This window comes from Kosakonia sp. MUSA4 (genome assembly GCF_013085925.1).
In the GTDB taxonomy this organism is placed as follows: Bacteria; Pseudomonadota; Gammaproteobacteria; order Enterobacterales; family Enterobacteriaceae; genus Kosakonia; species Kosakonia sacchari_B.
The window spans coordinates 3636440-3658850 of sequence record NZ_CP025697.1 but is presented as its reverse complement, the minus strand read 5'-3'; the positions used below and the strand labels follow the sequence as shown (position 1 = coordinate 3658850).

Sequence of the window (22411 nt, the reverse complement as noted above, 5' to 3'; positions counted from 1 at the left end):
ACGCTTTATTTCCTGGAGTAAATCACCATGTCTGAAGGCTGGAATATTGCCGTTCTTGGCGCAACTGGCGCTGTCGGAGAAGCCTTGCTCGAAACGCTGGCGGAACGTCAGTTCCCGGTAGGCGAACTTTATGCGCTGGCCAGAGAAGAGAGCGCGGGCGAAAACCTGCGTTTCGCGGGTAAAACCGTGCGCGTTGAAGACGTTGCCAGTTTTGACTGGACGCAGGCGCAACTGGCGTTTTTCGTCGCCGGTGCGCAGGCATCTGCGACCTGGATTGAAGAGGCCACTAACGCCGGTTGCCTGGTGATCGATACCAGCGGTCTGTTTGCGCTGGAGCCGGATGTGCCGCTGGTCATGCCGGACGTTAACCCGTTTGTGCTCGCGGATTACCGCAACCGCAATATTATTGCCGTGCCAGACAGCCTGACCAGCCAGCTGCTGGCCAGTATTAAACCGCTGATCGACGAGGGCGGTTTTTCACGCGTCGCTGTCACCAGCATGCTGTCTGTTTCACGCAGCGGCAAGCAGGCGGTCGATGCGTTGGCAGGGCAGAGCGCCAAGCTGCTGAACGGCATCCCGATTGATGAGGATGACTATTTTGGCCGCCAGCTTGCATTCAACATGCTGCCGCTGCTGCCGGATAGCGAAGGGAGCGTGCGTGAAGAGCGGGTGATTATCGATCAGATGCGCAAAATTTTGCAGGATGACGGTCTGATGATCTCCGCGAACTGCGTACAGTCGCCGGTATTTTACGGCCATGCGCAGATGGTCAGTTTTGAAGCGCTGCGTCCGCTGGCTGCTGAAGAAGCGCGCGATGCCTTTGCCCGTTTTGACGAAATTGTGCTGTCTGAAGAGAACGAATTTCCTACCCAGGTGGGCGATGCTTCCGGTCAGACTCATCTTTCTGTGGGCTGCATCCGTAATGATTACGGCATGCCGGAGCAGATCCAGTTCTGGTCGGTGGCCGATAACGTTCGCTTTGGTGGCGCACTGATGGCGGTCAAAACCGCCGAGAAACTGGTGCAGGAGTATCTGTACTGATGCAGGACGAAGTCAAAGCGCCGGTCTACAAAATTGCGCTTGGTATTGAGTATGACGGCAGCAAGTATTACGGCTGGCAGCGTCAGCAAGAAGTGCGCAGTGTGCAGGAGAAGCTGGAAAAAGCCCTTTCGCAGGTCGCCAATGAGCCGATTAATGTGTTCTGCGCCGGGAGAACTGACGCCGGTGTGCATGCGACAGGGCAGGTAGTGCATTTCGAAACGACTGCGCTGCGCAAAGATGCCGCCTGGACGTTAGGGGTAAATGCGAATTTGCCTGGTGATATCGCGGTGCGCTGGGTAAAAACTGTTGCCGATGATTTTCATGCTCGTTTCAGCGCTACGGCTCGCCGTTACCGCTACATTATTTACAACCATCGTTTACGTCCGGCGGTGTTAGGCCACGGTGTTACGCACTATCACCAGCCGCTGGATGCCGGGCGGATGCATCGCGCCGCGCAGTGCCTGCTTGGCGAAAATGATTTTACCTCGTTTCGCGCGGTGCAGTGCCAGTCGCGCACGCCGTGGCGCAATCTGATGCATATCAACGTCAGTCGCTACGGAAATTACATTGTGGTTGATATCAAAGCCAATGCCTTTGTACATCATATGGTCAGGAATATTGTCGGCAGCCTGATGGAAGTAGGCGCCCACAACCAGCCGGAGAGTTGGATAGCAGAGTTGCTGGCGGTCAAGGATCGCACGCTGGCGGCAGCAACGGCGAAAGCGGAAGGGTTATATCTGGTGGCGGTGGATTATCCAGCGCGTTTCGACCTTCCGGCTGCGCCAATGGGCCCGCTGTTCCTGGCGGACTAGTCGCAATTCATAAAAGGCATAAGTAAATATGGACCTAATACACTTCCTTATTGATTTCATCCTGCATATTGATGTGCATCTGGCGGAGCTGGTGGCACAGTATGGCATCTGGGTTTATGCGATCCTGTTTGTGATCCTCTTTTGCGAAACCGGGCTGGTGGTCACGCCTTTCCTGCCGGGGGATTCGCTGCTGTTTGTTGCCGGTGCGCTGGCCTCTCTTGGCACGAACGATCTGAATGTGCATCTGATGGTTGTACTGATGCTTATTGCCGCGATTGCCGGTGACGCGGTGAACTACACCATCGGGCGACTCTTTGGCGATCGATTATTCAGTAATCCGGATTCGAAGATTTTCCGTCGCAGCTATCTTGATAAAACCCATCAGTTTTATGAACGGCATGGCGGAAAAACGATTATTCTGGCGCGTTTTGTACCGATTGTGCGGACATTCGCACCGTTTGTCGCCGGTATGGGGCATATGTCTTATCGCCACTTCGCTCTTTTCAACGTAGCGGGCGCGCTGTTATGGGTACTGCTGTTTACCTACGCCGGATATTTCTTTGGCACCCTGCCGATGGTTCAGGAAAATCTTAAGTTGTTGATTGTGGCAATCATCGTGGTGTCTATACTTCCGGGTGTGATTGAGATTATTCGTCACCGACGCGCTGCGGCAAAGCAGATAAAATAAGGGCGCAATGGCGGTTCGACCACTTTTTTATCCCAAGTTGCGAACTGTTATGTTTTAATGTGCACCATTTATGGGCTACCAGGTTCATGTATAAAGGTTATCAATGAGCTGGATTGAAAGAATTAAGAGCAACATCACCCCCACCCGCAAGGCAAGTATCCCTGAAGGGGTGTGGACAAAATGCGATAGCTGCGGCCAGGTGCTGTACCGCGCCGAGCTGGAGCGTAACCTTGAGGTCTGCCCGAAATGCGATCACCACATGCGGATGTCAGCGCGTAATCGCCTGCATAGCCTGCTGGATGAAGGTTCGCTGGTAGAACTGGGTAGCGAACTTGAGCCAAAAGATGTGCTCAAGTTCCGCGATTCAAAAAAATACAAAGACCGTCTGGCGACAGCCCAGAAAGAGACCGGCGAGAAAGACGCGCTGGTGGTAATGAAAGGCACGCTGCACGGTATGCCGATTGTGGCTGCGGCATTTGAGTTCTCCTTTATGGGCGGTTCTATGGGCTCCGTCGTTGGCGCTCGCTTTGTGCGTGCCGTTGAGCAGGCGCTGGAAGACAACTGCCCGCTGATCTGCTTCTCCGCTTCCGGTGGCGCACGTATGCAGGAAGCGCTGATGTCGCTGATGCAGATGGCGAAAACCTCTGCGGCGCTGGCGAAAATGCAGGAGCGTGGTCTGCCGTATATCTCCGTGCTGACCGACCCGACCATGGGCGGCGTTTCCGCGAGCTTTGCGATGCTGGGCGATCTGAACATCGCCGAACCGAAAGCGCTGATCGGTTTTGCCGGTCCGCGCGTTATCGAGCAGACCGTGCGTGAGAAACTGCCGCCGGGCTTCCAGCGCAGTGAGTTCCTGATTGAAAAAGGCGCGATTGACATGATTATCCGCCGTCCGGAACTGCGTCTGAAGCTGGCGCGTATTCTGGCGAAGCTGATGAATCTGCCTGCGCCGGATCCGGATGAATCGCATGTTGGCACGGTGGCTCCGTCACCGGCCGGTCAGGAAGGCGAAGCCTGATAATACCGAAGGGCAGAGCCACCAGGCGCTGCCCTTTTGTTTTTCAAACCGTACATTATCAACGGGCATCATGGATATTAAACGCATTCCGCAAGCCACGTCGCCCCTGGCCGCGTGGCTTTCTTATCTGGAAAACCTGCACAGTAAAACCATCGATCTGGGGCTTGAGCGCGTAAGCCAGGTGGCGGCACGCCTTGATGTGCTCCGCCCCGCACCGTTTGTCTTTACCGTAGCCGGAACCAATGGCAAAGGTACCACTTGCCGTACGCTGGAGTCGATTCTGCTGGCGGCGGGCTATCGGGTTGGCGTCTACAGTTCACCGCACCTGGTGCGCTATACCGAACGCGTGCGCATCCAGGGCGGAGAGCTGGCTGAAAGCGAACATACCCGCTCTTTTGCGGAGATTGAAGCCGTTCGTGGCGAGATTTCACTGAGCTATTTTGAATATGGCACTTTGTCGGCGCTGTGGTTGTTTAAGCAGGCTCAGCTCGACGTGGTGATCCTTGAAGTGGGACTGGGCGGTCGTCTGGATGCCACTAATATAGTGGATGCGGATGTCGCTGTGGTCACCAGCATTGCGCTGGATCACACCGACTGGCTCGGCCCGGATCGTGAAAGCATTGGCCGCGAAAAAGCGGGCGTTTTCCGCGGAGGTAAACCGGCAGTGGTCGGCGAACCGGATATGCCGCAGACCATCGCCGAGGTGGCGCAGGAGAAGGGCGCGCTGCTGCTGCGCCGGGGCGTTGACTGGAATTATGACGTTAACGCGCAGGGCTGGCGTTTTCGTGATGCCCAGGGCGAGCTTACCGATCTGCCGCTGCCGCAGGTACCGCAGCCAAATGCGGCAACCGCGCTGGCTGCGCTACGCGCCAGTAAGCTGGCGGTCAGCGAGCAGGCGATCCGCGACGGCATCGCCGGTGCTATTTTGCCGGGACGTTTCCAGATTGTCAGCGAGTCGCCGCGTTTGATCCTCGATGTTGCCCACAATCCTCACGCTGCCGGTTACCTTGCCAGCCGTCTTGCCACGTTACCGAAGAAGGGCCGCGTACTGGCGGTGATTGGCATGTTGCATGACAAAGACATCGCCGGGACGCTTGCCTGTCTGGAGCCGGTGGTCGATAGCTGGTATTGTGCCCCACTGGAAGGGCCGCGCGGCGCAATGGCAGAACAACTGCTGGAGCATCTGAATTCTGGCCGCGCGTGGCCGGATGTTGCGCAGGCCTGGCAGGCGGCGATGGCCGATGCCGACGCCAACGATACTGTTCTGGTGTGTGGATCGTTCCACACGGTGGCACATGTCATGGAAGCGATGGATGCGGGGAGAACCGGTGGCAAGTAAGTTTCAGAACCGTTTGATGGGTACCATTGTGCTGGTTGCGCTCGGGGTGATTATTCTTCCCGGGCTTCTCGACGGGCAGAAAAAACATTATCAGGATGAGTTTGCCGCGATCCCGCTGGTGCCGAAACCTGGCGATCGCGATGAGCCGGACATGATGCCGGCTGCGACGCAGGCACTTCCGGCGCAGCCGCCGGAAGGCGCGGCGGAAGAGGTGCGCGCTGGCGATGCAGAAGCACCGTCGCTGGATGCGTCAAGGCTGGCGGCGAACGGCACTCCGCAACCGGAAGTCACCAGCACGCCGGTTGAACAAGCGAAACCTAAACCACAGCCAAAACCGCAGGCGCAGCAACAAACCGCGCCGCCTGCAACGCGTGATAAAGCCAGCGAGCAACTCGCTGTGGCAAACGAAACATCGACGCCGCCAGCGAAAGCGCAGGACGACAAAACGGTGCCAACCGGTAAAGCGTATGTGGTGCAGCTTGGCGCGCTGAAGAATGCGGATAAAGTGAATGAAATCGTTGGTAAATTACGTGGCGCAGGTTATCGCGTTTACACGTCGCCGACGACGCCGGTTCAGGGTAAAATCACCCGTATTCTGGTGGGGCCGGATGCGTCACGGGATAAGCTGAAAGGCTCGCTGGAGGAGTTGAAACAGCTCTCCGGGCTGAGCGGTGTGGTGATGGGCTATACGCCGAACTAAAGGCCGAAGAGAAAAAAACAGCGCCACTTCTCATCCCTCTCTGCACGGCAAAGTGGGCAGGGATGAGGGGAAATAAAGCCCTGACGAGAGGCAACCGGAACCGTGGCGTTGAATATTTTTTCAGCGCCATTTTTATTTCCGCGCGGGAAGGAAATCCCTACGCAAACGTTTTCTTTTTCTGTTAGAATGCGCCCCGAACTGGACGACTGGGCGTAAAATCGTGGGACACATATGGTCTGGATTGATTACGCCATCATTGCGGTGATTGGTTTTTCTTGTCTGGTAAGCCTGATCCGCGGCTTTGTTCGTGAAGCGTTATCGCTGGTGACATGGGGCTGTGCTTTCTTTGTCGCCAGTCATTACTATACTTACCTGTCTGTCTGGTTCACGGGCTTTGAAGACGAACTGGTGCGCAATGGGATAGCCATCGCGGTACTGTTCATCGCGACGCTGATTGTCGGTGCTATCGTTAACTATGTGATCGGTGCGCTGGTCGAGAAGACTGGCCTGTCGGGTACAGACAGAGTACTGGGGATCTGTTTTGGCGCGCTACGCGGCGTACTGATCGTCGCCGCCATTCTGTTCTTTCTCGATACCTTTACCGGGCTGTCGAAAAGTGAAGACTGGCAGAAGTCGCAGCTTATCCCACAATTCAGCTTCATCATCAGATGGTTCTTTGACTATCTGCAAAGTTCGTCGAGTTTCTTGCCCAGGGCATAGGCCCTGAGATGTGGCTTAACGAGGAAAAGACGTATGTGCGGTATTGTCGGTATCGCCGGTTTTATGCCGGTAAACCAGTCGATTTATGACGCGTTGTCGGTGCTTCAGCACCGTGGGCAGGATGCCGCAGGCATCATCACCATCGACGAAAACAACTGTTTCCGTCTGCGTAAGGCGAATGGTCTGGTGAATGATGTATTCGAGGCCCGCCATATGCAGCGCCTGCAAGGCAATATGGGGATTGGCCACGTACGTTATCCTACCGCGGGCAGTTCCAGCGCCTCTGAAGCGCAGCCGTTTTACGTTAACTCCCCTTACGGCATCACGCTGGCGCACAACGGCAATCTGACCAATGCGCATGAGCTGCGTAAAAAGCTGTTCGAAGAGAAGCGCCGCCACATTAACACCACTTCTGATTCTGAAATCCTGCTCAATGTGTTTGCCAGCGAGCTGGATAACTTCCGCCACTACCCGCTGGAAGCTGACAACGTTTTTGCCGCCATTGCCGGCACTAACCGCCAGATCCGCGGTGCTTATGCCTGCGTGGCGATGATTATCGGTCACGGTATGGTGGCTTTCCGCGATCCGAATGGCATTCGCCCGCTGGTGCTGGGCAAACGTGAAATCGGCGATGGCCGCACTGAATATATGGTGGCCTCTGAAAGCGTAGCGCTGGATACGCTGGGCTTCGAATTCCTGCGTGATGTCGCGCCGGGCGAAGCGGTGTATATCACCGAAAAAGGCCAGCTGTTCAGCCGTCAGTGTGCGGATAACCCGGTCAGCAACCCGTGCCTGTTCGAATACGTTTATTTCGCGCGTCCGGACTCCTTCATCGACAAAATTTCCGTCTACAGCGCCCGCGTCAATATGGGCACTAAGCTGGGCGAGAAAATCGCGCGCGAGTGGGAAGATCTGGATATCGACGTGGTTATTCCTATCCCGGAAACCTCCTGTGATATCGCGCTGGAAATTGCGCGTATCCTTGGTAAACCGTACCGTCAGGGCTTTGTGAAAAACCGCTATGTCGGTCGTACCTTTATCATGCCGGGCCAGCAACTGCGCCGCAAATCCGTACGCCGTAAGCTGAACGCAAACCGTGCCGAGTTCCGCGATAAAAACGTGCTGCTGGTGGATGACTCCATCGTGCGCGGCACCACTTCCGAGCAGATTATCGAGATGGCTCGCGAAGCCGGGGCGAAAAAAGTGTACCTCGTTTCCGCTGCGCCGGAGATTCGCTTCCCGAACGTTTACGGTATCGATATGCCGACGGCCAATGAGCTGATTGCTCACGGGCGCGAAGTGGATGAAATCCGCCAGATCATCGGCGCTGACGGCCTGATTTTCCAGGATCTCAACGATCTTATCGAGGCGGTACGCTCTGAAAACCCGGATATCCAGCAGTTTGAATGCTCGGTGTTCAACGGCGTGTATGTCACCAAAGATGTTGATCAGCAGTACCTTGATTATCTCGACTCCCTGCGTAATGACGATGCCAAAGCGGTGCAGCGTCAGAACGAAGTGGAAAGCTTAGAGATGCATAACGAAGGTTAATCCTGCCGCGCCCCTCCATCGTGAGGGGCGCAATCTGTTGCAACGCCCTCTATAATCAGGCAAAGTTCGTCCGATAAAAAAGGGGCAACAATCATGAAACGACTCATTGTGGGGATCTCTGGCGCCAGTGGCGCAATCTACGGCATTCGCCTGTTGCAGGTGCTGCGCGACGTGGCAGAGGTTGAAACCCATCTGGTGATGAGTCAGGCGGCCCGCCAGACGCTGGCGCTGGAAACTGATTTTTCTCTGCGCGATGTACAGGCGCTGGCGAATGTGGTGCACGATACGCGCGATATCGCCGCCAGCATCTCGTCCGGTTCGTTTAAAACCGCAGGCATGGTGATTCTTCCTTGCTCGATCAAAACCCTCTCCGGCATTGTGCACAGCTACACCGACAGCCTGCTGACGCGGGCGGCAGATGTGGTGTTGAAAGAGCGCAGGCCGCTGGTACTGTGCGTGCGTGAAACGCCGCTGCACCTTGGGCATTTGCGCTTGATGACTCAGGCGGCGGAACTGGGCGCGGTAATTATGCCGCCGGTACCGGCGTTTTATCACCGCCCGCAAAGCCTGGATGCGGTAATTGATCAGACCGTTAACCGCGTTCTTGATCAGTTTGATATTGAGTTGCCGGAAGATCTGTTTACCCGCTGGCAAGGGAGCGATGCCGCAAAATAGTGCGCTGCTATCCGGTATGCGCTTTTTTGGGGCAATTCTGCAAGCGCGATCATATCCTCAACATTTAATCCTCTTTTCCCCGTGCTAACACTCCGGTTCGTTCAGCAGACCTGCTATCTTTCATCATTAAGTAAGTTTGCAACGTTTTATTAACAAATTTAACGCGGTCTTTTTCCGGCTGCGGGAAACTGGCATAAGACGTGCAAGGTAACTGCCAGCAACACACAACACAACGTAATACAGAATAAAAACAGAACACTTGAGGGTAATGTATGAAGAAGACGGTTCTCGCTCTGTCTTTACTGTTGGGCCTGTCAGCGACAGCCAGCGTTTATGCAGCGCTTCCCCACACGGTGCGCATCGGTACTGATGCAACCTATGCGCCGTTCTCATCGAAAGATGCGAAAGGGGACTTCGTGGGTTTTGATATCGATCTCGGCAACGAAATGTGCAAACGCGTTCATGTGAAATGCACCTGGGTCGGCAGCGATTTTGATTCGCTGATCCCGTCGCTGAAAGCGAAAAAAATCGACGCCATCATCTCTTCTCTGTCGATTACGGAAAAACGTCAGCAGGAAATTGCATTCTCTGACAAGCTCTACGCCGCCGATTCTCGCCTGATCGCCGCCAAAGGTTCACCGATTCAACCGACGCTGGATTCGCTGAAAGGCAAGCACGTTGGCGTGCTGCAGGGTTCTATTCAGGAAGGTTATGCCAACGACAACTGGCGTACCAAGGGCATCGATGTGGTGGCCTACCAGAACCAGGATCTGATCTACTCTGACCTCGCTGCGGGTCGCCTGGACGCGGCATTCCAGGATGAAGTCGCTGCCAGCGAAGGCTTCCTGAAACAACCGGCCGGGAAAGACTTCGCTTTTGCTGGTCCGTCAGTGAAAGATAAGAAATACTTCGGCGACGGCACCGGTATCGGTCTGCGCAAAGATGATACTGAGCTGAAAGCCGCGTTCGACAAAGCGTTTGCCGAAATGCGTAAAGATGGTACCTACGACAAACTCGCCAAAAAGTACTTCGACTTTAACGTCTACGGCGATTAAGGCTGCATAACCCGGCTTATCCGGGATGAGGGAAATATGCACCACGTTAAATAAATGGCGTGGTGCATTTATACGGTAAATGTCTCGTTGTGGTGCGCGTTACGCACCATAGTGGTGCATGGATGCATAGTTAAGCATTCATACTGCAAAAAAAGCCAGCGCGCGGGCATAATTTTTTGCCTTGCCCGGGCATATGATGGCACGATAACGGCACCGTATTGTTACGAGAATTCCCTTAGGAAAGACAGTCTGTTGAGGATAATGATGAAAAAACTGGTGCTCTCCCTTTCGCTGGTGCTTGCGTTTTCCAGCGTTTCTACTGTGTTCGCAGCCATTCCGCAAAAATTACGTATCGGTACCGATCCCACTTATGCGCCTTTCGAATCAAAGAATGCGCAGGGGGAATTGATCGGTTTTGACATCGATCTGGCGAAAGAGCTGTGCAAACGCATCAAAACTCAGTGTGTGTTTGTTGAGAACCCGCTGGATGCGCTGATCCCCTCGCTGAAAGCGAAAAAAATCGACGCCATCATGTCATCGCTCTCTATTACCGAAAAACGTCAGCAGGAAATTGATTTCACCGACAAGCTTTACGCGGCGGATTCCCGCCTGGTGGTAGCGAAAAATTCTGACGTTCAGCCGGATCTGGACAAGCTGAAAGACAAGCGCATTGGTGTGTTGCAGGGCACCACGCAGGAAACTTACGGCAACGTAAACTGGGCGCCAAAAGGGGTGGAAATCGTCTCCTATCAGGGCCAGGACAACATCTATTCTGACCTGACTGCCGGCCGCATTGATGCCGCGTTCCAGGACGAAGTGGCGGCGAGCGAAGGTTTCCTGAAAACGCCGGTCGGTAAAGATTACAAATTTGGTGGCCCGTCCATCAAAGATGAGAAATTGTTTGGCGTCGGAACCGGCATGGGCGTACGCAAAGGTGATACCGAGCTACGCGATGCGCTGAACAAAGCGTTTGCTGAAATGCGCGCGGACGGCACCTACGAAAAGCTGGCGAAGAAATACTTTGATTTCGATGTTTATGGTGGCTAATGCCACCCGTGCTTAACGTGCAGCCCCTCTCACACTGGGAGGGGAAAAGACACGGCAAAACACCACATACGACAGGACAGGCTGCATGCTGTACGGGTTTTCTCAAGTTATATTACACGGTGCGTTAGTCACCCTGGAGCTGGCCATCAGTTCGGTGGTGCTGGCGGTAATTATTGGTCTGGTAGGCGCAGGGGCGAAACTGTCGAAAAACCGGGCGCTGGCGCTGATCTTTGAAGGCTATACCACGCTTATTCGCGGTGTTCCGGATCTGGTGTTGATGCTGCTGATTTTTTACGGCCTGCAAATCGCCCTTAACAGCGTCACGGATGCGCTGGGTATGGACCAACTGGATATCGATCCGATGGTCGCCGGTATTATTACCCTCGGTTTTATTTACGGTGCCTATTTTACCGAAACCTTCCGCGGCGCCTTTATGGCGGTGCCGAAAGGGCATATTGAAGCGGCAACGGCATTTGGTTTTACCGGCCGGCAAATCTTCCGCCGCATCCTGTTCCCGGCGATGATGCGTTACGCGCTGCCGGGTATTGGTAACAACTGGCAGGTGATCCTGAAAGCGACTGCGCTGGTTTCGCTGCTGGGGCTGGAAGATGTGGTCAAAGCGACTCAGCTCGCCGGGAAAAGCACCTGGGAGCCCTTCTATTTTGCTATCGTCTGCGGGGTGATTTACCTCGTTTTTACAACGGTTTCCAATGGCGTGCTGCTTCTTCTCGAACGTCGCTACTCCGTGGGTGTGAAGAGGGCTGACCTGTGATCGAGATCATTCAGGAGTACTGGCAATCGCTGCTGTGGAGCGACGGTTATCGCCTGACGGGCGTGGCAATTACCCTGTGGCTGTTGATTTCATCGGTGGCGATGGGCGGCGTGCTGGCGGTGTTTCTGGCTATCGGACGTGTTTCCAGCAATAAATTTATCCGCTTCCCGATCTGGCTATTTACCTACGTGTTTCGCGGTACGCCGCTCTATGTTCAGCTGCTGGTGTTCTACTCCGGCATGTACACGCTGGAGATCGTCAAGGGTACCGAGCTGCTGAATGCCTTCTTCCGAAGCGGCCTGAACTGTACGATTCTGGCGTTGACGCTCAATACCTGTGCCTATACCACTGAGATTTTCGCCGGCGCGATCCGTTCGGTGCCGCACGGCGAAATTGAGGCGGCGCGTGCCTATGGTTTCTCGTCGTTCAAAATGTACCGCAGCATTATTCTGCCGTCGGCGCTGCGCATTGCGCTGCCCGCGTACAGCAACGAAGTGATTTTGATGCTGCACTCAACGGCGCTGGCCTTTACCGCTACGGTGCCGGATCTGCTGAAAATTGCCCGTGATATCAACTCCGCAACTTACCAGCCGTTTACCGCGTTTGGTATCGCTGCGGTGCTGTATCTGATTATCTCTTATGTGCTGATTAGCTTATTCCGCAAGGCGGAAAAGCGCTGGTTGCAGCATATGAAACCTTCTTCGACGCACTGAGAACACGATGTCTGAGAATAAATTAAACGTTATCGATCTGCACAAACGCTACGGCGAACATGAAGTGCTGAAGGGCGTCTCGTTGCAGGCCAACGCGGGCGATGTGATTAGTATTATCGGTTCCTCCGGCTCCGGTAAAAGTACCTTTTTGCGCTGTATTAACTTCCTCGAAAAACCGAGCGAAGGCACCATCGTGGTCAACGGCCAGAATATCAATCTGGTACGCGATAAAGATGGTCAGTTGCGCGTTGCGGATAAACACCAGTTGCGTCTGCTGCGTACGCGTCTGACGATGGTGTTCCAGCATTTCAACTTGTGGAGCCATATGACGGTGCTGGAGAACGTCATGGAAGCGCCGATTCAGGTGCTGGGCTTGAGCAAGCAGGAAGCCCGCGAGCGCGCGGTGAAATATCTGGCGAAAGTCGGTATTGATGAGATGCAGCAGCAAAAGTACCCGGTGCATTTGTCCGGCGGTCAGCAGCAGCGTGTTTCCATTGCCCGCGCGCTGGCGATGGAACCGGAAGTATTGCTGTTTGATGAACCGACTTCGGCGCTCGATCCTGAACTGGTGGGCGAAGTGCTGCGCATCATGCAGAAACTGGCGGAAGAGGGGAAAACCATGGTGGTGGTGACGCATGAAATGGGCTTTGCCCGCCATGTTTCCACCCACGTTATTTTCCTGCACCAGGGCAAGATTGAAGAAGAGGGCGCGCCGGATGAGCTGTTCGGCAACCCGAAAAGTACGCGTTTGCAGCAGTTCCTCAAAGGTTCGCTGAAGTGATATGAGGCCGCCGTACAGGCGGCCTCAATCCAGGCTTTTTTCCCGCCGGTAAATCCAGTCGTCATGATATTCGCCGCGCAGCAGGTAGGCTTTTTCCAGCACCTGTACGCGCTGAAAACCACTTTTTTCCAGCACCCTCACCGAGCCCTGATTCTCTGCCAGCACCCAGGCATTCAGTGCCTGTACTTCGCCATCAAACGCGTAATCGCACAGCGCCTGTAGCGCTTCTGATGCAATGCCTTGCCCCTGCGCGGCGGGCGCAATCGAGTAGCCGACATCGGCTTCCTGCGGGTTGTGCTGGCTGATACGCAGGCCGATATCACCCACCGAAGCATGCCGGGTGTTGCGAATAATAAAGGCGTGACGATCGGCAAGACGATCGTCAAACAGGGTGCGGATCTGATCTTCAGAGGCGATCTCGCCCATATAGCGCATCACGCTGCCATTCCTGCGCAGATGCAGGAAAAATGGCCAGTCGGAAGGCTCAAACGGGGAGAGAGTCAAGCGGGAAGTGTACAACGTCATGCCAGCGCCTTTACGGTGATAAAGCGTCTTAGCTTACCACTGCAAGTGCGCTGGCGGAGCCACGAAAATTAAGAGGTCACAACATCCCCCAGCGCCTCTTCCAGATCGTACCAGCGGAAGGCGAAACCGGCGGCTTCGAGGCGTTTCGGCAGCGCGCGCTGGCCGCCCAGCACCAGAACAGAGGATTCGCCCATCATCAGGCGCACGGCAAAAGCGGGCGCACGCATAATGGCCGGGCGATGCAGCACGTGGCCGAGCGTGTGAGCAAACTGCTCGTTGCGCACCGGGTAGGGCGAAACCATATTGAACGGCCCGCGCAGATCGTTATCCAGCAGCCAGAGAATGCCGTTCAGCATATCGTCGATATGGATCCACGCCAGATACTGACGGCCATTGCCAATCGGGCCGCCGAGTCCAAGACGGAACAGCGGCAGCAGCTTGCCGAGGATCCCACCCTGCGGCGCGAACACCACGCCGGTACGCAGCAGGCAAACGCGGGTGCGATCGCTTTGCGCTTCGCAGGCAATTTGCTCCCAGCGGGCGCAAAGTTTATGGGTGAACTCGTTATGCGGCGGCTCCTCTTCAGTGACCACCACTTCACCGAGATCGCCGTAGTAGCCCGCTGCAGATCCGGAAATCAGCACCTGCGGCGGCGTGTCGCTGGCCTTGATCAAATCCACCAACTGTTGCGTTATCTGCCAGCGGCTGTTGCACAGACGCTGCTTCTGCTCTTCGCTCCAGCGTTTATCGGCGATTGGCTCGCCTGCCAGGTTGATCACCGCATCAAACTCATTGAGATGAGTGCGATCGTTTAGCCCTTTCCACAGCGTCACGCGGGCATCAAGTAGCTGTTGCGCTTTGGCCGGGCTACGCGTCACAACGGTAACGGCATGCCCAAGCTCCAGCAGCCGAGGGATGAGATGACGACCAATCAGGCCAGTCCCGCCGGTAATCAGTATCTTCATGCTTCCCTCCTTTGGTGATGTTCCATTTCAGCATAAGTGAGCGGCTCAAATCCGCGTGCGATACCGAACACATTTCACGGATTTTTTAATTATCAGAACAGGTTACCTGGCTTTCATAGCTGCTGCGCTTTTTGCAGCGCCCGCTCGGTGGCCGGACGGGTACGGATGCGCTCATACCAGTTAAACACCGCGGGATAATCCTCAAGATTCACGCGCTGACGCTGGTGGGCGTGGATCCACGGCCAGGCAGCGATATCCGCGATGCTGTAATGCTCACCTGCCAGCCACGGCACCCGCTCCAGCCGTTTATTCAATACCTGATACAGACGCTGGGTTTCGACCTGATAGCGCTCAATAGCATAGGGCACCGGCTGCGGCGCAAAGTGGTTAAAGTGATGGTTTTGCCCGAGCATCGGCCCCAAACCGGCGACCTGCCAGAAAAGCCACTGCAACGTGACATGGCGTTCACGCAATTCGCCGCTGAGCAATTTCCCCGTTTTTTCCGCCAGATAGAGCAGAATCGCGCCAGATTCAAACAGGCTCAGCGGCGCGCCGCCATCGGCGGGCAGGTGATCGACAATGGCCGGGATTTTATTGTTCGGAGAGATAATCAGAAAATCCGGACGAAACTGGTCGCCTTTGCTGATATCGACGTGTATCAGGCGGTATTCCAGCCCGCTCTCTTCGAGAAATAGCGTTACTTTATGGCCGTTTGGCGTGGGCGCAAAATAGAGGTCTATCATCAATACTCCCGGTATAAGAATAATCGTCACTCTCAGAGTATAGGTGTTCCCTCTGGCTGCTGAGTTTTCATTAAGTGACAGCCTGGTCAGGACGTTATATTTTGAAGGAAAAACTCACCATTAAACGAGGATGTTATGAACGAACCGGCTATCACGTTGTGGTCCGATGCCAATTATTTCTCCCCGTATGTGCTGTCGGCCTATGTCGCGCTGCATGAAAAAGCTCTGCCTTTCTCGCTTAAAACCGTCGATTTAGCCAGCGGCGCGCAACATACGCCTGGCTGGCCGGGTTACCATCTGACGCATCGCGTGCCGGTTCTGGCGATTGAGGGTTTCGAACTCAGCGAATCGACGGCGATTGCGGAATATCTCGAAGAGCGTTTCGCGCCGCCGGAATGGGAGCGCATCTACCCACACGATCTACAAAAACGCGCCCGCGCCCGGCAAATCCAGGCCTGGTTGCGCAGCGATTTAATGCCCATCCGCGAGGAGCGCCCGACAGAGGTCGTTTTTGCAGGCGAGAAAAAAGCGCCGCTCAGTGCTGCCGGGCAGGCGAGTGCGGAAAAACTGTTTGCTATCGCCGGCGATCTGCTGGCGCATGGTAAGCCGAATCTGTTTGGCGAGTGGTGTATTGCGGATATCGATCTGGCCTTAATGCTCAATCGGCTGGTGATGAATGGCGACACAGTGCCGGAGCGGCTGGCGGAGTACGCCACGTTTCAGTGGCAGCGCTCCTCCGTTCAGCGCTATGTTGCACTTTCCGCTAAGCGTGCAGGCTGATAAGCCCGCCGACTTCCGTTATCATGGGCTGTTTTCTTCCGCATGAGGTGCAGTGATGAAACTGATGTTTGCATCGGACATTCATGGGTCGTTGCCCGCGACGGAACGCGTACTGGAACTGTTTGCCCAAAGCGACGCGCGCTGGCTGGTGATCCTCGGCGATGTGCTAAATCACGGGCCGCGCAACGCGCTGCCGCAGGGCTATGCGCCAGTGCAAGTGGCTGAGCGGTTGAACGAGCAGGCCAGCCGCATCATCGCCGTGCGCGGCAACTGTGACAGCGAAGTGGATCAAATGCTGCTGCATTTCCCGATCACCGCGCCCTGGCAGCAAGTGCTGCTGGCAGAACGCCGTCTGTTTCTGACGCATGGACATCTGTTTGGCCCGGATGATGTACCGCCGCTGGCGGCAGGCGATGTGCTGGTTTATGGCCACACGCACATTCCGGTAGCGGAGCAGCGGGGCGACATTTTTCACTTCAACCCCGGCTCGGTGAGTATTCCCAAAGGTGGGTTTGCCGCCAGTTACGGCATGCTGGAAGAGGGCGTGTTGCGCGTTGTCGCACTTAATGATCAGCGGGTTATTGCGCAGGTCGCGATTAATCCGTAATTTACCTTTCAACCGAAACGCGCCAAAAGAGCGCCACAAAGAGAAGATTTCCCGATGGTGGAACAGAGTCATTTTGCAGGCATGGAGTGGGTGGATATTGTCAACGAAGACAATGAGGTGATCGCACAATCAAGCCGGCAACAGATGCGGGCGCAGTGTTTGCGTCATCGCGCTACCTACATTGTGGTGCATGATGGGATGGGCAAAATTCTGGTGCAGCGCCGTACCGAAATCAAAGATTTTATGCCCGGTATGCTGGATGCCACCGCCGGTGGCGTGGTACAGGCCGGTGAAATTTTGCTGGATTCCGCACGCCGTGAAGCCGAAGAAGAGCTGGGGATCGCCGGCGTTCCCTTCGCTGAACATGGCCAGTTCTACTTTGAAGATGAACATTGCCGCGTCTGGGGCGGATTGTTCAGCTGTGTTTCCCACGGGCCTTTCGCTTTGCAGGAAGAAGAGGTGAGCGAGGTTTTCTGGATGACGCCGGAAGAGATTACCGCCCGCTGCGATGAATTCACCCCTGATTCCCTGAAAGCGCTTGCGTTGTGGATGAGCCGCAATGCCAGCAACGATGCGGAAAAAGCCCCCGAAGCTGACTAGCAGCTATCCCGCAGGCAAAACGTCGGTGCTATCGGCGTTTTGTTCTCCCAGGTTTCATCATTCAGGCGCGCCAGCAGCGCGCGTCCTGCTTCAATACCAATCTTGCGATGCGGCACGGAAATGGTGGTCAACGGCGGCTGGCATACCCGGCTGACGTCGCTGTCGCCAAAGCCGACTATCGCTAAATCATCCGGTACCTTAATACGCCGCCGCTGGCATTCGTACAGCGCGCCGCAGGCCAGCTCATCCGAGACACACACCAGCGCATCCAGTTCCGGCCACGCCAGCAAAAACTCCGGCAGCTGCGCCGCACCCGTGGAAAAAACCGGCGGCGCAGCGGCGTTGATCACCCGGTTCGGCGACATATGGTGGCGCAGCATCGCTTTGTACCAGCCCTGCAAATGCTGCTGGAAAATCCACTGCTCCTGGTTGGCGCACAGCAGGCCGATATTCTGGTAGCCGCGCTGCACCAGCATCTGTGTCAGCTCGAACATCGCTGCAACGTTATCGATGCCGATATTCATATCAATCGGATCGGCGCGCACCGCGCCAATTTCCATCACCGGAATGGAGGCGTTTTTCAGCCAGTGGCGCACCATATCGCTGTGCTCGACGCTGAGCAGAATGGCGGCGGCCAGATTGGACGCAAGCAGCGTTTCCAGCAATTTTTCTTCCTGCTCCAGCCGGTGTTGCGACTCGGCGAGCATGATCTGATAGCCGGCAGGCTGCAACACCTGCTGCAAACCGGCGAACATCTCCGAGCAGCCGGATTCGGCAAGGCTCGGCACCACCATCGCGATAGTCCAGGATGACGCCGAAGCCAGCGCGCTGGCTGCCAGATTGGGCATATACCCCAGCTCCTGCACGGCAGCATCTATCTTCTCACGCAATTTATCTGAAACCTGTTCCGGGGTGCGTAACGCCCGCGAGACGGTCATAGTGCCAACGCCAGCGAGCTGCGCGACATCGGCGAGGGTGACTTTTCCTGTGCTCCGACGTTTTCGGGTAATTGCCATTCCGTTTCCTGACAGCCCTGATATCTCAGGCGCTGAGTTATGAGTCATCTCAAGGCAGTATACGCCGGAAAGCCCTGCTTTTTCTGCGAATTCCCCTGCGTTTTCATATCTGATAGCGCTATCACATTTTTCGATCATTCCTGTTGGTAGCGCTATCTTTGCGACTATCATCACGGATAAGCGCCGCTGACTTGCATAAAGTTTGCCCATCTTATCCCTGATAAGGAGTGTGAAGTGTTAGACCAATGGCTTAACGACAAGACGATTCAGGTGCTTGATGGCGTGGAGAATTGGCCGCAGGCGCTGGAAATTTGTGCCAGACCGTTGCTCGCATCCGGCACGATCGCGCCGGATTATGTGACTGCCATTGTCGCCCAGCACCAGAAACTGGGACCGTACTATGTGCTGGCACCGGGGCTGGCAATGCCGCATGCCAGGCCGGAAGAGGGGGCAAAAGGGTTAGGATTATCGTTATTAAAATTGTCTCGCGGCGTTGATTTTGGCGCAGAGGATGCGGATCCGGTTGACACCATTATTATGTTGGCCGCACCGGATAAACACAGCCATATCGAAATGATTGCCGCGCTGGCGGAACTATTTTCCAGTGATGAAGATATGGCGCAATTACATCGTGCAAACAGTCTGGAGGAAATTAAAAACATTATTCAGCGTTTCTGATTTTTTATTTTGTCACCGGTGATTACACATTGCCTGCTATGGGCGATGCGGTCGTACTCTACTCAAAAAAGGTAAATACAATGAAAATAATGGCAATTTGCGGATCCGGCCTGGGCAGTAGTTTTATGGTCGAAATGAATATTAAGAAAGTCCTCAAAAAACTGAATATCGAAGCTGAGGTTGAGCATTCCGATCTCTCTTCTGCCACGCCAGGTGCCGCCGATGTGTTTGTCATGGCAAAAGATATTGCCGCCAGCGCCAGCGTGCCGGAAAACCAGTTAGTTGTCCTCAGCAACATCATTGATATCAATGAACTGGAAGCGAAAATCAGCGCTTTCTTCGCCAACCGTTAACATCAACCGGATGCGCTGCACAACGGTGCGGCATGCATAAAGCGAGGTGGATATGTTTATCCTTGAAACGCTAAACTTTGTTGTTGATATATTGAAAGTCCCTTCTGTACTGGTGGGGTTAATTGCGCTGATTGGCCTGGTGGCGCAGAAAAAATCCTTTTCCGATGTTGTGAAAGGGACGGTCAAAACGATTCTCGGTTTTATCGTATTGGGCGGCGGTGCGACAGTATTGGTCGGCTCGTTAAATCCTCTGGGGGGCATGTTTGAACATGCTTTTAATATTCAGGGGATCATTCCAAATAACGAAGCGATTGTTTCAATTGCACTGGAGAAATACGGTGCGTCAACGGCGCTGATCATGGCATTTGGCATGGTGGCGAATATTATTGTCGCGCGTTTTACGCGTCTGAAATACATTTTCCTGACCGGGCATCACACCTTTTATATGGCCTGCATGATTGGGGTGATCCTCACCGTTGCTGGTTTTGAAGGTGTCGGACTGGTGTTTACCGGTTCGCTGATCCTTGGCCTGGTGATGGCGTTCTTCCCGGCGATTGCGCAGCGTTATATGAAACGGATCACCGGCAACGATGACATCGCGTTCGGCCATTTTGGTACGCTTGGCTACGTGTTGTCAGGCTGGATCGGCAGTAAATGCGGTAAGGGCTCACGCTCAACGGAAGAGATGAACCTGCCGAAAAACCTGAGCTTTCTGCGTGACAGCTCGATCTCCATCTCGCTGACGATGATCATTATTTACATGATCTTAGCTGTTTGCGCCGGGCGTGAGTATGTTGAGAGCCAGCTCAGTGCCGGACAGAACTTCCTCGTCTACGCGATTATTCAGGCCATCACCTTTGCCGCAGGGGTATTCATTATCCTGCAAGGCGTACGCCTGATTCTGGCGGAAATTGTTCCTGCCTTTACCGGCTTTTCCGAAAAACTGGTGCCGAATGCGCGTCCGGCGCTGGATTGCCCGGTGGTTTATCCCTATGCGCCAAATGCGGTGCTGGTCGGCTTCCTGTTCAGTTTCCTCGGCGGGCTGGTGGGGTTATTCCTGCTCGGCCAGATGAAACTGGTGCTGATCCTGCCTGGCGTAGTGCCGCACTTCTTCACCGGTGCGACAGCGGGTGTGTTTGGTAACGCTACCGGCGGACGACGCGGTGCGATGATCGGCGCGTTCGCCAACGGATTACTTATCACTTTCCTGCCTGTCTTGCTGTTGCCGGTGCTCGGCGCGCTGGGCTTTGCCAATACTACCTTCTCGGACGCGGACTTTGGCTTTATCGGCATTGTATTGGGCAATCTGGCACGTTACCTGTCGCCGCTGGCAATTACCGGGCTGGTGGTGGCGCTGTTCGTCGCGTTGGTCATCTGGAATCTGATGTCGAAGGGCAAACCATCTGCCAGTGGCACGGAAGAAAAGAGTGGAGCGAAGTCATGAGTTCAATTGCAGAAGTGAAACAGTTTGCGCGGGATATTCGCGTAGCAACCCTGAAAGCATTGACACACCTGGGCTTTGGACACTATGGCGGCAGCATGTCGGTGGTGGAAACGCTTGCCGTACTGTATGGCGACGTCATGCGAATTGACCCTGCCGATCCGGACTGGCCGGAGCGCGATTACTTCGTGCTGTCGAAAGGCCACGCAGGCCCGGCGCTCTACAGCACGCTGGCGCTGAAAGGTTATTTCCCGCAGGAGATGCTACAAACGCTCAATGAGAACGGCACCCGCTTGCCGAGTCATCCGGATCGATTAAAAACCCGCGGCGTTGATGCGACCACCGGATCGCTTGGCCAGGGTATTTCTATCGCCGGAGGAATGGCGCTGGGACATAAACTGGCGGGCAGGCCCAACCGTGTGTTTTGCATCGTCGGTGATGGCGAATTGAATGAAGGGCAGTGCTGGGAAGCGTTCCAGTTTATTGCGCATCACAAGCTCAACAACCTGACGGTGTTTGTGGACTGGAATAAGCAACAACTGGACGGCGAGCTGGACGAGATTATTTGCGCTTTCGATCTGGAGGGGAAATTCCGCGCCTTCGGTTTCGATGTCTGTACGGTGAAGGGTGATGATATTGCCGCACTTCTGGAAGTGGTGAAGCCGGTTCCGGCTGCCGATGCCCGGCCACGGCTGGTGATCCTCGACAGCATTAAAGGGCAGGGGGTGCCGTATCTCGAAAAGCTGAGCAACTCGCACCATTTACGCCTGACCGAAGAGATGAAGCAGGCGCTTAACGAAACCATCGAACAACTGGAGGCGGCGCATGATTAAGGTGGCTGAAGTCGGCGGTAAAGACAGCATCGAGATGCGCAAAGTTTATGCCGGTTTTATCAGCGATCAGATTGCGGCGGGCAGCGACATTATTGCGCTGGAAGCCGATCTGATGAGTTCGATGGCAATGGATGGCGTGCAGAAAAAGTATCCGCGGCAGGTGATCAACTGCGGCATCATGGAGGCTAACGTCATTGGTACGGCTGCGGGGCTATCGTTGACCGGACGCAAACCCTTTGTGCATACCTTTACGGCGTTTGCCAGCCGACGCTGCTTCGACCAATTGTTTATGTCGCTCGATTACCAGCGCAACAATGTCAAAGTTATCGCCTCCGATGCCGGTGTGACCGCCTGCCACAACGGCGGGACACACATGTCGTTTGAGGATATGGGCATTGTGCGCGGTCTGGCTCATTCGGTAGTGCTGGAGGTGACGGATGCGGTGATGTTCGCCGATATCCTGAACCAACTGGCTCACCTGGAAGGGTTCTACTGGGTGCGCACCATTCGTAAACAGGCACCGACCATTTATCAACCGGGTTCACATTTCACCATCGGCAAAGGCAATGTTCTGCGTGACGGTACGGATATTACGCTGATTGCCAACGGCATTATGGTGGCCGAAGCGCTGGCTGCGGCACAACAACTGGCGCAGGAAGGCGTTAGTGCGGCGGTAATCGATATGTTTACCTTGAAACCTATCGACCGCATGCTGGTGAAGAACTACGCCGAGAAGACCGGGCGGATTGTCACCTGTGAGAATCATAGCATTCATAACGGGCTGGGTTCGGCCGTGGCGGAAGTGTTAGTGGAAAGCTGCCCGGTGCCGATGCGGCGCGTGGGCGTGAAGGAGCGCTATGGTCAGGTGGGAACGCAGGATTTTCTGCAAAAAGAGTATGGGCTGACGGCGCATGACATTGTCTCCGCCGCGCGGGAACTGCTGTAAATAAAAAAGGCG

Annotated in this window: 26 protein-coding genes; 22 read left to right on the top strand and 4 right to left on the bottom strand. The window is 55.0% G+C overall.

Annotated features, from left to right (window positions below; genetic code table 11):
• The first annotated feature begins 27 nt into the window (after positions 1-27).
• The 14 genes from C0557_RS17245 (at position 28) to hisP (ending at position 12912) form a co-directional block, all read left to right on the top strand.
• Positions 28-1041 carry an aspartate-semialdehyde dehydrogenase gene (locus tag C0557_RS17245; RefSeq protein ID WP_208659771.1) on the top strand — a complete coding sequence of 338 codons (1014 nt, stop codon included), beginning with the start codon at positions 28-30 and terminating at the stop codon, positions 1039-1041.
• Positions 1041-1853 (top strand): tRNA pseudouridine(38-40) synthase TruA, encoded by an 813-nt coding sequence (gene truA / locus C0557_RS17240; protein WP_208659769.1) that lies wholly within the window; start codon positions 1041-1043, stop codon positions 1851-1853. The genes C0557_RS17245 and truA overlap by 1 nt, the downstream gene beginning before the upstream one ends.
• A gap of 28 nt (positions 1854-1881) precedes the next feature.
• Positions 1882-2541, top strand: a complete 660-nt coding sequence (locus tag C0557_RS17235) for a DedA family protein (protein ID WP_208659767.1) — start codon at positions 1882-1884, stop codon at positions 2539-2541.
• Between the two features lie 103 nt (positions 2542-2644).
• The gene (accD, locus tag C0557_RS17230; protein ID WP_074777098.1) at positions 2645-3559 is read left to right on the top strand and encodes an acetyl-CoA carboxylase, carboxyltransferase subunit beta; all 915 of its coding nucleotides are present in this window, start codon (positions 2645-2647) and stop codon (positions 3557-3559) included.
• A gap of 70 nt (positions 3560-3629) precedes the next feature.
• Positions 3630-4898 (top strand): bifunctional tetrahydrofolate synthase/dihydrofolate synthase, encoded by a 1269-nt coding sequence (folC, locus tag C0557_RS17225; RefSeq protein WP_208659765.1) that lies wholly within the window; start codon positions 3630-3632, stop codon positions 4896-4898.
• Positions 4888-5598, top strand: a complete 711-nt coding sequence (gene dedD, locus C0557_RS17220) for a cell division protein DedD (protein ID WP_208659763.1) — start codon at positions 4888-4890, stop codon at positions 5596-5598. Before folC ends, dedD begins: the two co-directional genes overlap by 11 nt.
• Positions 5599-5829: 231 nt before the next feature.
• Positions 5830-6318: a colicin V production protein gene (cvpA, locus tag C0557_RS17215; protein WP_007371056.1), complete on the top strand. Its 489-nt coding sequence runs from the start codon at positions 5830-5832 to the stop codon at positions 6316-6318.
• Between the two features lie 33 nt (positions 6319-6351).
• Complete coding sequence (purF, locus tag C0557_RS17210) at positions 6352-7869, top strand: amidophosphoribosyltransferase (protein ID WP_074777095.1); 1518 nt, start codon at positions 6352-6354, stop codon at positions 7867-7869.
• 93 nt (positions 7870-7962) lie between these two features.
• Positions 7963-8544, top strand: a complete 582-nt coding sequence (locus tag C0557_RS17205) for a UbiX family flavin prenyltransferase (protein WP_208659761.1) — start codon at positions 7963-7965, stop codon at positions 8542-8544.
• A gap of 272 nt (positions 8545-8816) precedes the next feature.
• Complete coding sequence (argT, locus tag C0557_RS17200; protein ID WP_208659760.1) at positions 8817-9599, top strand: lysine/arginine/ornithine ABC transporter substrate-binding protein ArgT; 783 nt, start codon at positions 8817-8819, stop codon at positions 9597-9599.
• A gap of 264 nt (positions 9600-9863) precedes the next feature.
• Positions 9864-10646, top strand: coding sequence for a histidine ABC transporter substrate-binding protein HisJ (hisJ, locus tag C0557_RS17195; protein WP_208663003.1), 783 nt, complete (start codon positions 9864-9866; stop codon positions 10644-10646).
• A gap of 85 nt (positions 10647-10731) precedes the next feature.
• Positions 10732-11418: a histidine ABC transporter permease HisQ gene (locus tag C0557_RS17190; protein ID WP_074777091.1), complete on the top strand. Its 687-nt coding sequence runs from the start codon at positions 10732-10734 to the stop codon at positions 11416-11418.
• The gene (locus C0557_RS17185; protein WP_043952881.1) at positions 11415-12131 is read left to right on the top strand and encodes an ABC transporter permease; all 717 of its coding nucleotides are present in this window, start codon (positions 11415-11417) and stop codon (positions 12129-12131) included. Before C0557_RS17190 ends, C0557_RS17185 begins: the two co-directional genes overlap by 4 nt.
• Positions 12132-12138: 7 nt before the next feature.
• Positions 12139-12912: a histidine ABC transporter ATP-binding protein HisP gene (gene hisP / locus C0557_RS17180; RefSeq protein ID WP_074777090.1), complete on the top strand. Its 774-nt coding sequence runs from the start codon at positions 12139-12141 to the stop codon at positions 12910-12912.
• Positions 12913-12936: 24 nt separating this feature from the next.
• Here hisP and C0557_RS17175 read toward each other — a convergent pair whose 3' ends face one another.
• The 3 genes from C0557_RS17175 to yfcG form a co-directional block, all read right to left on the bottom strand.
• Positions 12937-13437, bottom strand: coding sequence for a GNAT family N-acetyltransferase (locus tag C0557_RS17175; protein ID WP_208659758.1), 501 nt, complete (start codon positions 13435-13437; stop codon positions 12937-12939).
• 68 nt (positions 13438-13505) lie between these two features.
• Complete coding sequence (locus C0557_RS17170; RefSeq protein WP_208659756.1) at positions 13506-14402, bottom strand: TIGR01777 family oxidoreductase; 897 nt, start codon at positions 14400-14402, stop codon at positions 13506-13508.
• A gap of 113 nt (positions 14403-14515) precedes the next feature.
• Entirely contained in the window at positions 14516-15145 is a 630-nt protein-coding gene (gene yfcG / locus C0557_RS17165) for a GSH-dependent disulfide bond oxidoreductase (protein WP_208659754.1), read from the bottom strand.
• A 135-nt stretch (positions 15146-15280) separates the two neighbouring features.
• Between yfcG and yfcF the strand changes: the two genes are divergently transcribed.
• The 3 genes from yfcF to yfcD are packed head-to-tail and all read left to right on the top strand — an operon-like array spanning position 15281 to position 17132.
• On the top strand, positions 15281-15925 hold the full coding sequence (yfcF, locus tag C0557_RS17160; RefSeq protein ID WP_074777082.1) for a glutathione transferase: 645 nt from the start codon (positions 15281-15283) through the stop codon (positions 15923-15925).
• Between the two features lie 55 nt (positions 15926-15980).
• Positions 15981-16532 (top strand): phosphodiesterase, encoded by a 552-nt coding sequence (gene yfcE, locus C0557_RS17155; protein ID WP_208659752.1) that lies wholly within the window; start codon positions 15981-15983, stop codon positions 16530-16532.
• Positions 16533-16586: 54 nt separating this feature from the next.
• A complete protein-coding gene (gene yfcD, locus C0557_RS17150) occupies positions 16587-17132 on the top strand; it encodes an NUDIX hydrolase YfcD (RefSeq protein ID WP_007371069.1) in 546 nt (181 codons plus the stop codon).
• Here yfcD and C0557_RS17145 read toward each other — a convergent pair.
• Complete coding sequence (locus C0557_RS17145; protein ID WP_208659750.1) at positions 17129-18148, bottom strand: LacI family DNA-binding transcriptional regulator; 1020 nt, start codon at positions 18146-18148, stop codon at positions 17129-17131. The genes yfcD and C0557_RS17145 overlap by 4 nt on opposite strands.
• 234 nt (positions 18149-18382) lie before the next feature.
• On the opposite strand from C0557_RS17145, the gene C0557_RS17140 reads away from it, so the two are divergent.
• The 5 genes from C0557_RS17140 (at position 18383) to C0557_RS17120 (ending at position 22399) form a co-directional block, all read left to right on the top strand.
• Positions 18383-18826 (top strand): PTS sugar transporter subunit IIA, encoded by a 444-nt coding sequence (locus C0557_RS17140; protein ID WP_007371071.1) that lies wholly within the window; start codon positions 18383-18385, stop codon positions 18824-18826.
• 80 nt (positions 18827-18906) lie between these two features.
• Positions 18907-19179: a PTS sugar transporter subunit IIB gene (locus tag C0557_RS17135; protein WP_007371072.1), complete on the top strand. Its 273-nt coding sequence runs from the start codon at positions 18907-18909 to the stop codon at positions 19177-19179.
• Positions 19180-19231: 52 nt separating this feature from the next.
• Entirely contained in the window at positions 19232-20623 is a 1392-nt protein-coding gene (locus C0557_RS17130; RefSeq protein WP_074777076.1) for a PTS ascorbate transporter subunit IIC, read from the top strand.
• On the top strand, positions 20620-21453 hold the full coding sequence (locus C0557_RS17125; RefSeq protein ID WP_208659748.1) for a transketolase: 834 nt from the start codon (positions 20620-20622) through the stop codon (positions 21451-21453). The genes C0557_RS17130 and C0557_RS17125 overlap by 4 nt, the downstream gene beginning before the upstream one ends.
• The gene (locus tag C0557_RS17120) at positions 21446-22399 is read left to right on the top strand and encodes a transketolase family protein (RefSeq protein WP_208659746.1); all 954 of its coding nucleotides are present in this window, start codon (positions 21446-21448) and stop codon (positions 22397-22399) included. The genes C0557_RS17125 and C0557_RS17120 overlap by 8 nt, the downstream gene beginning before the upstream one ends.
• Positions 22400-22411 lie beyond the last annotated feature (12 nt).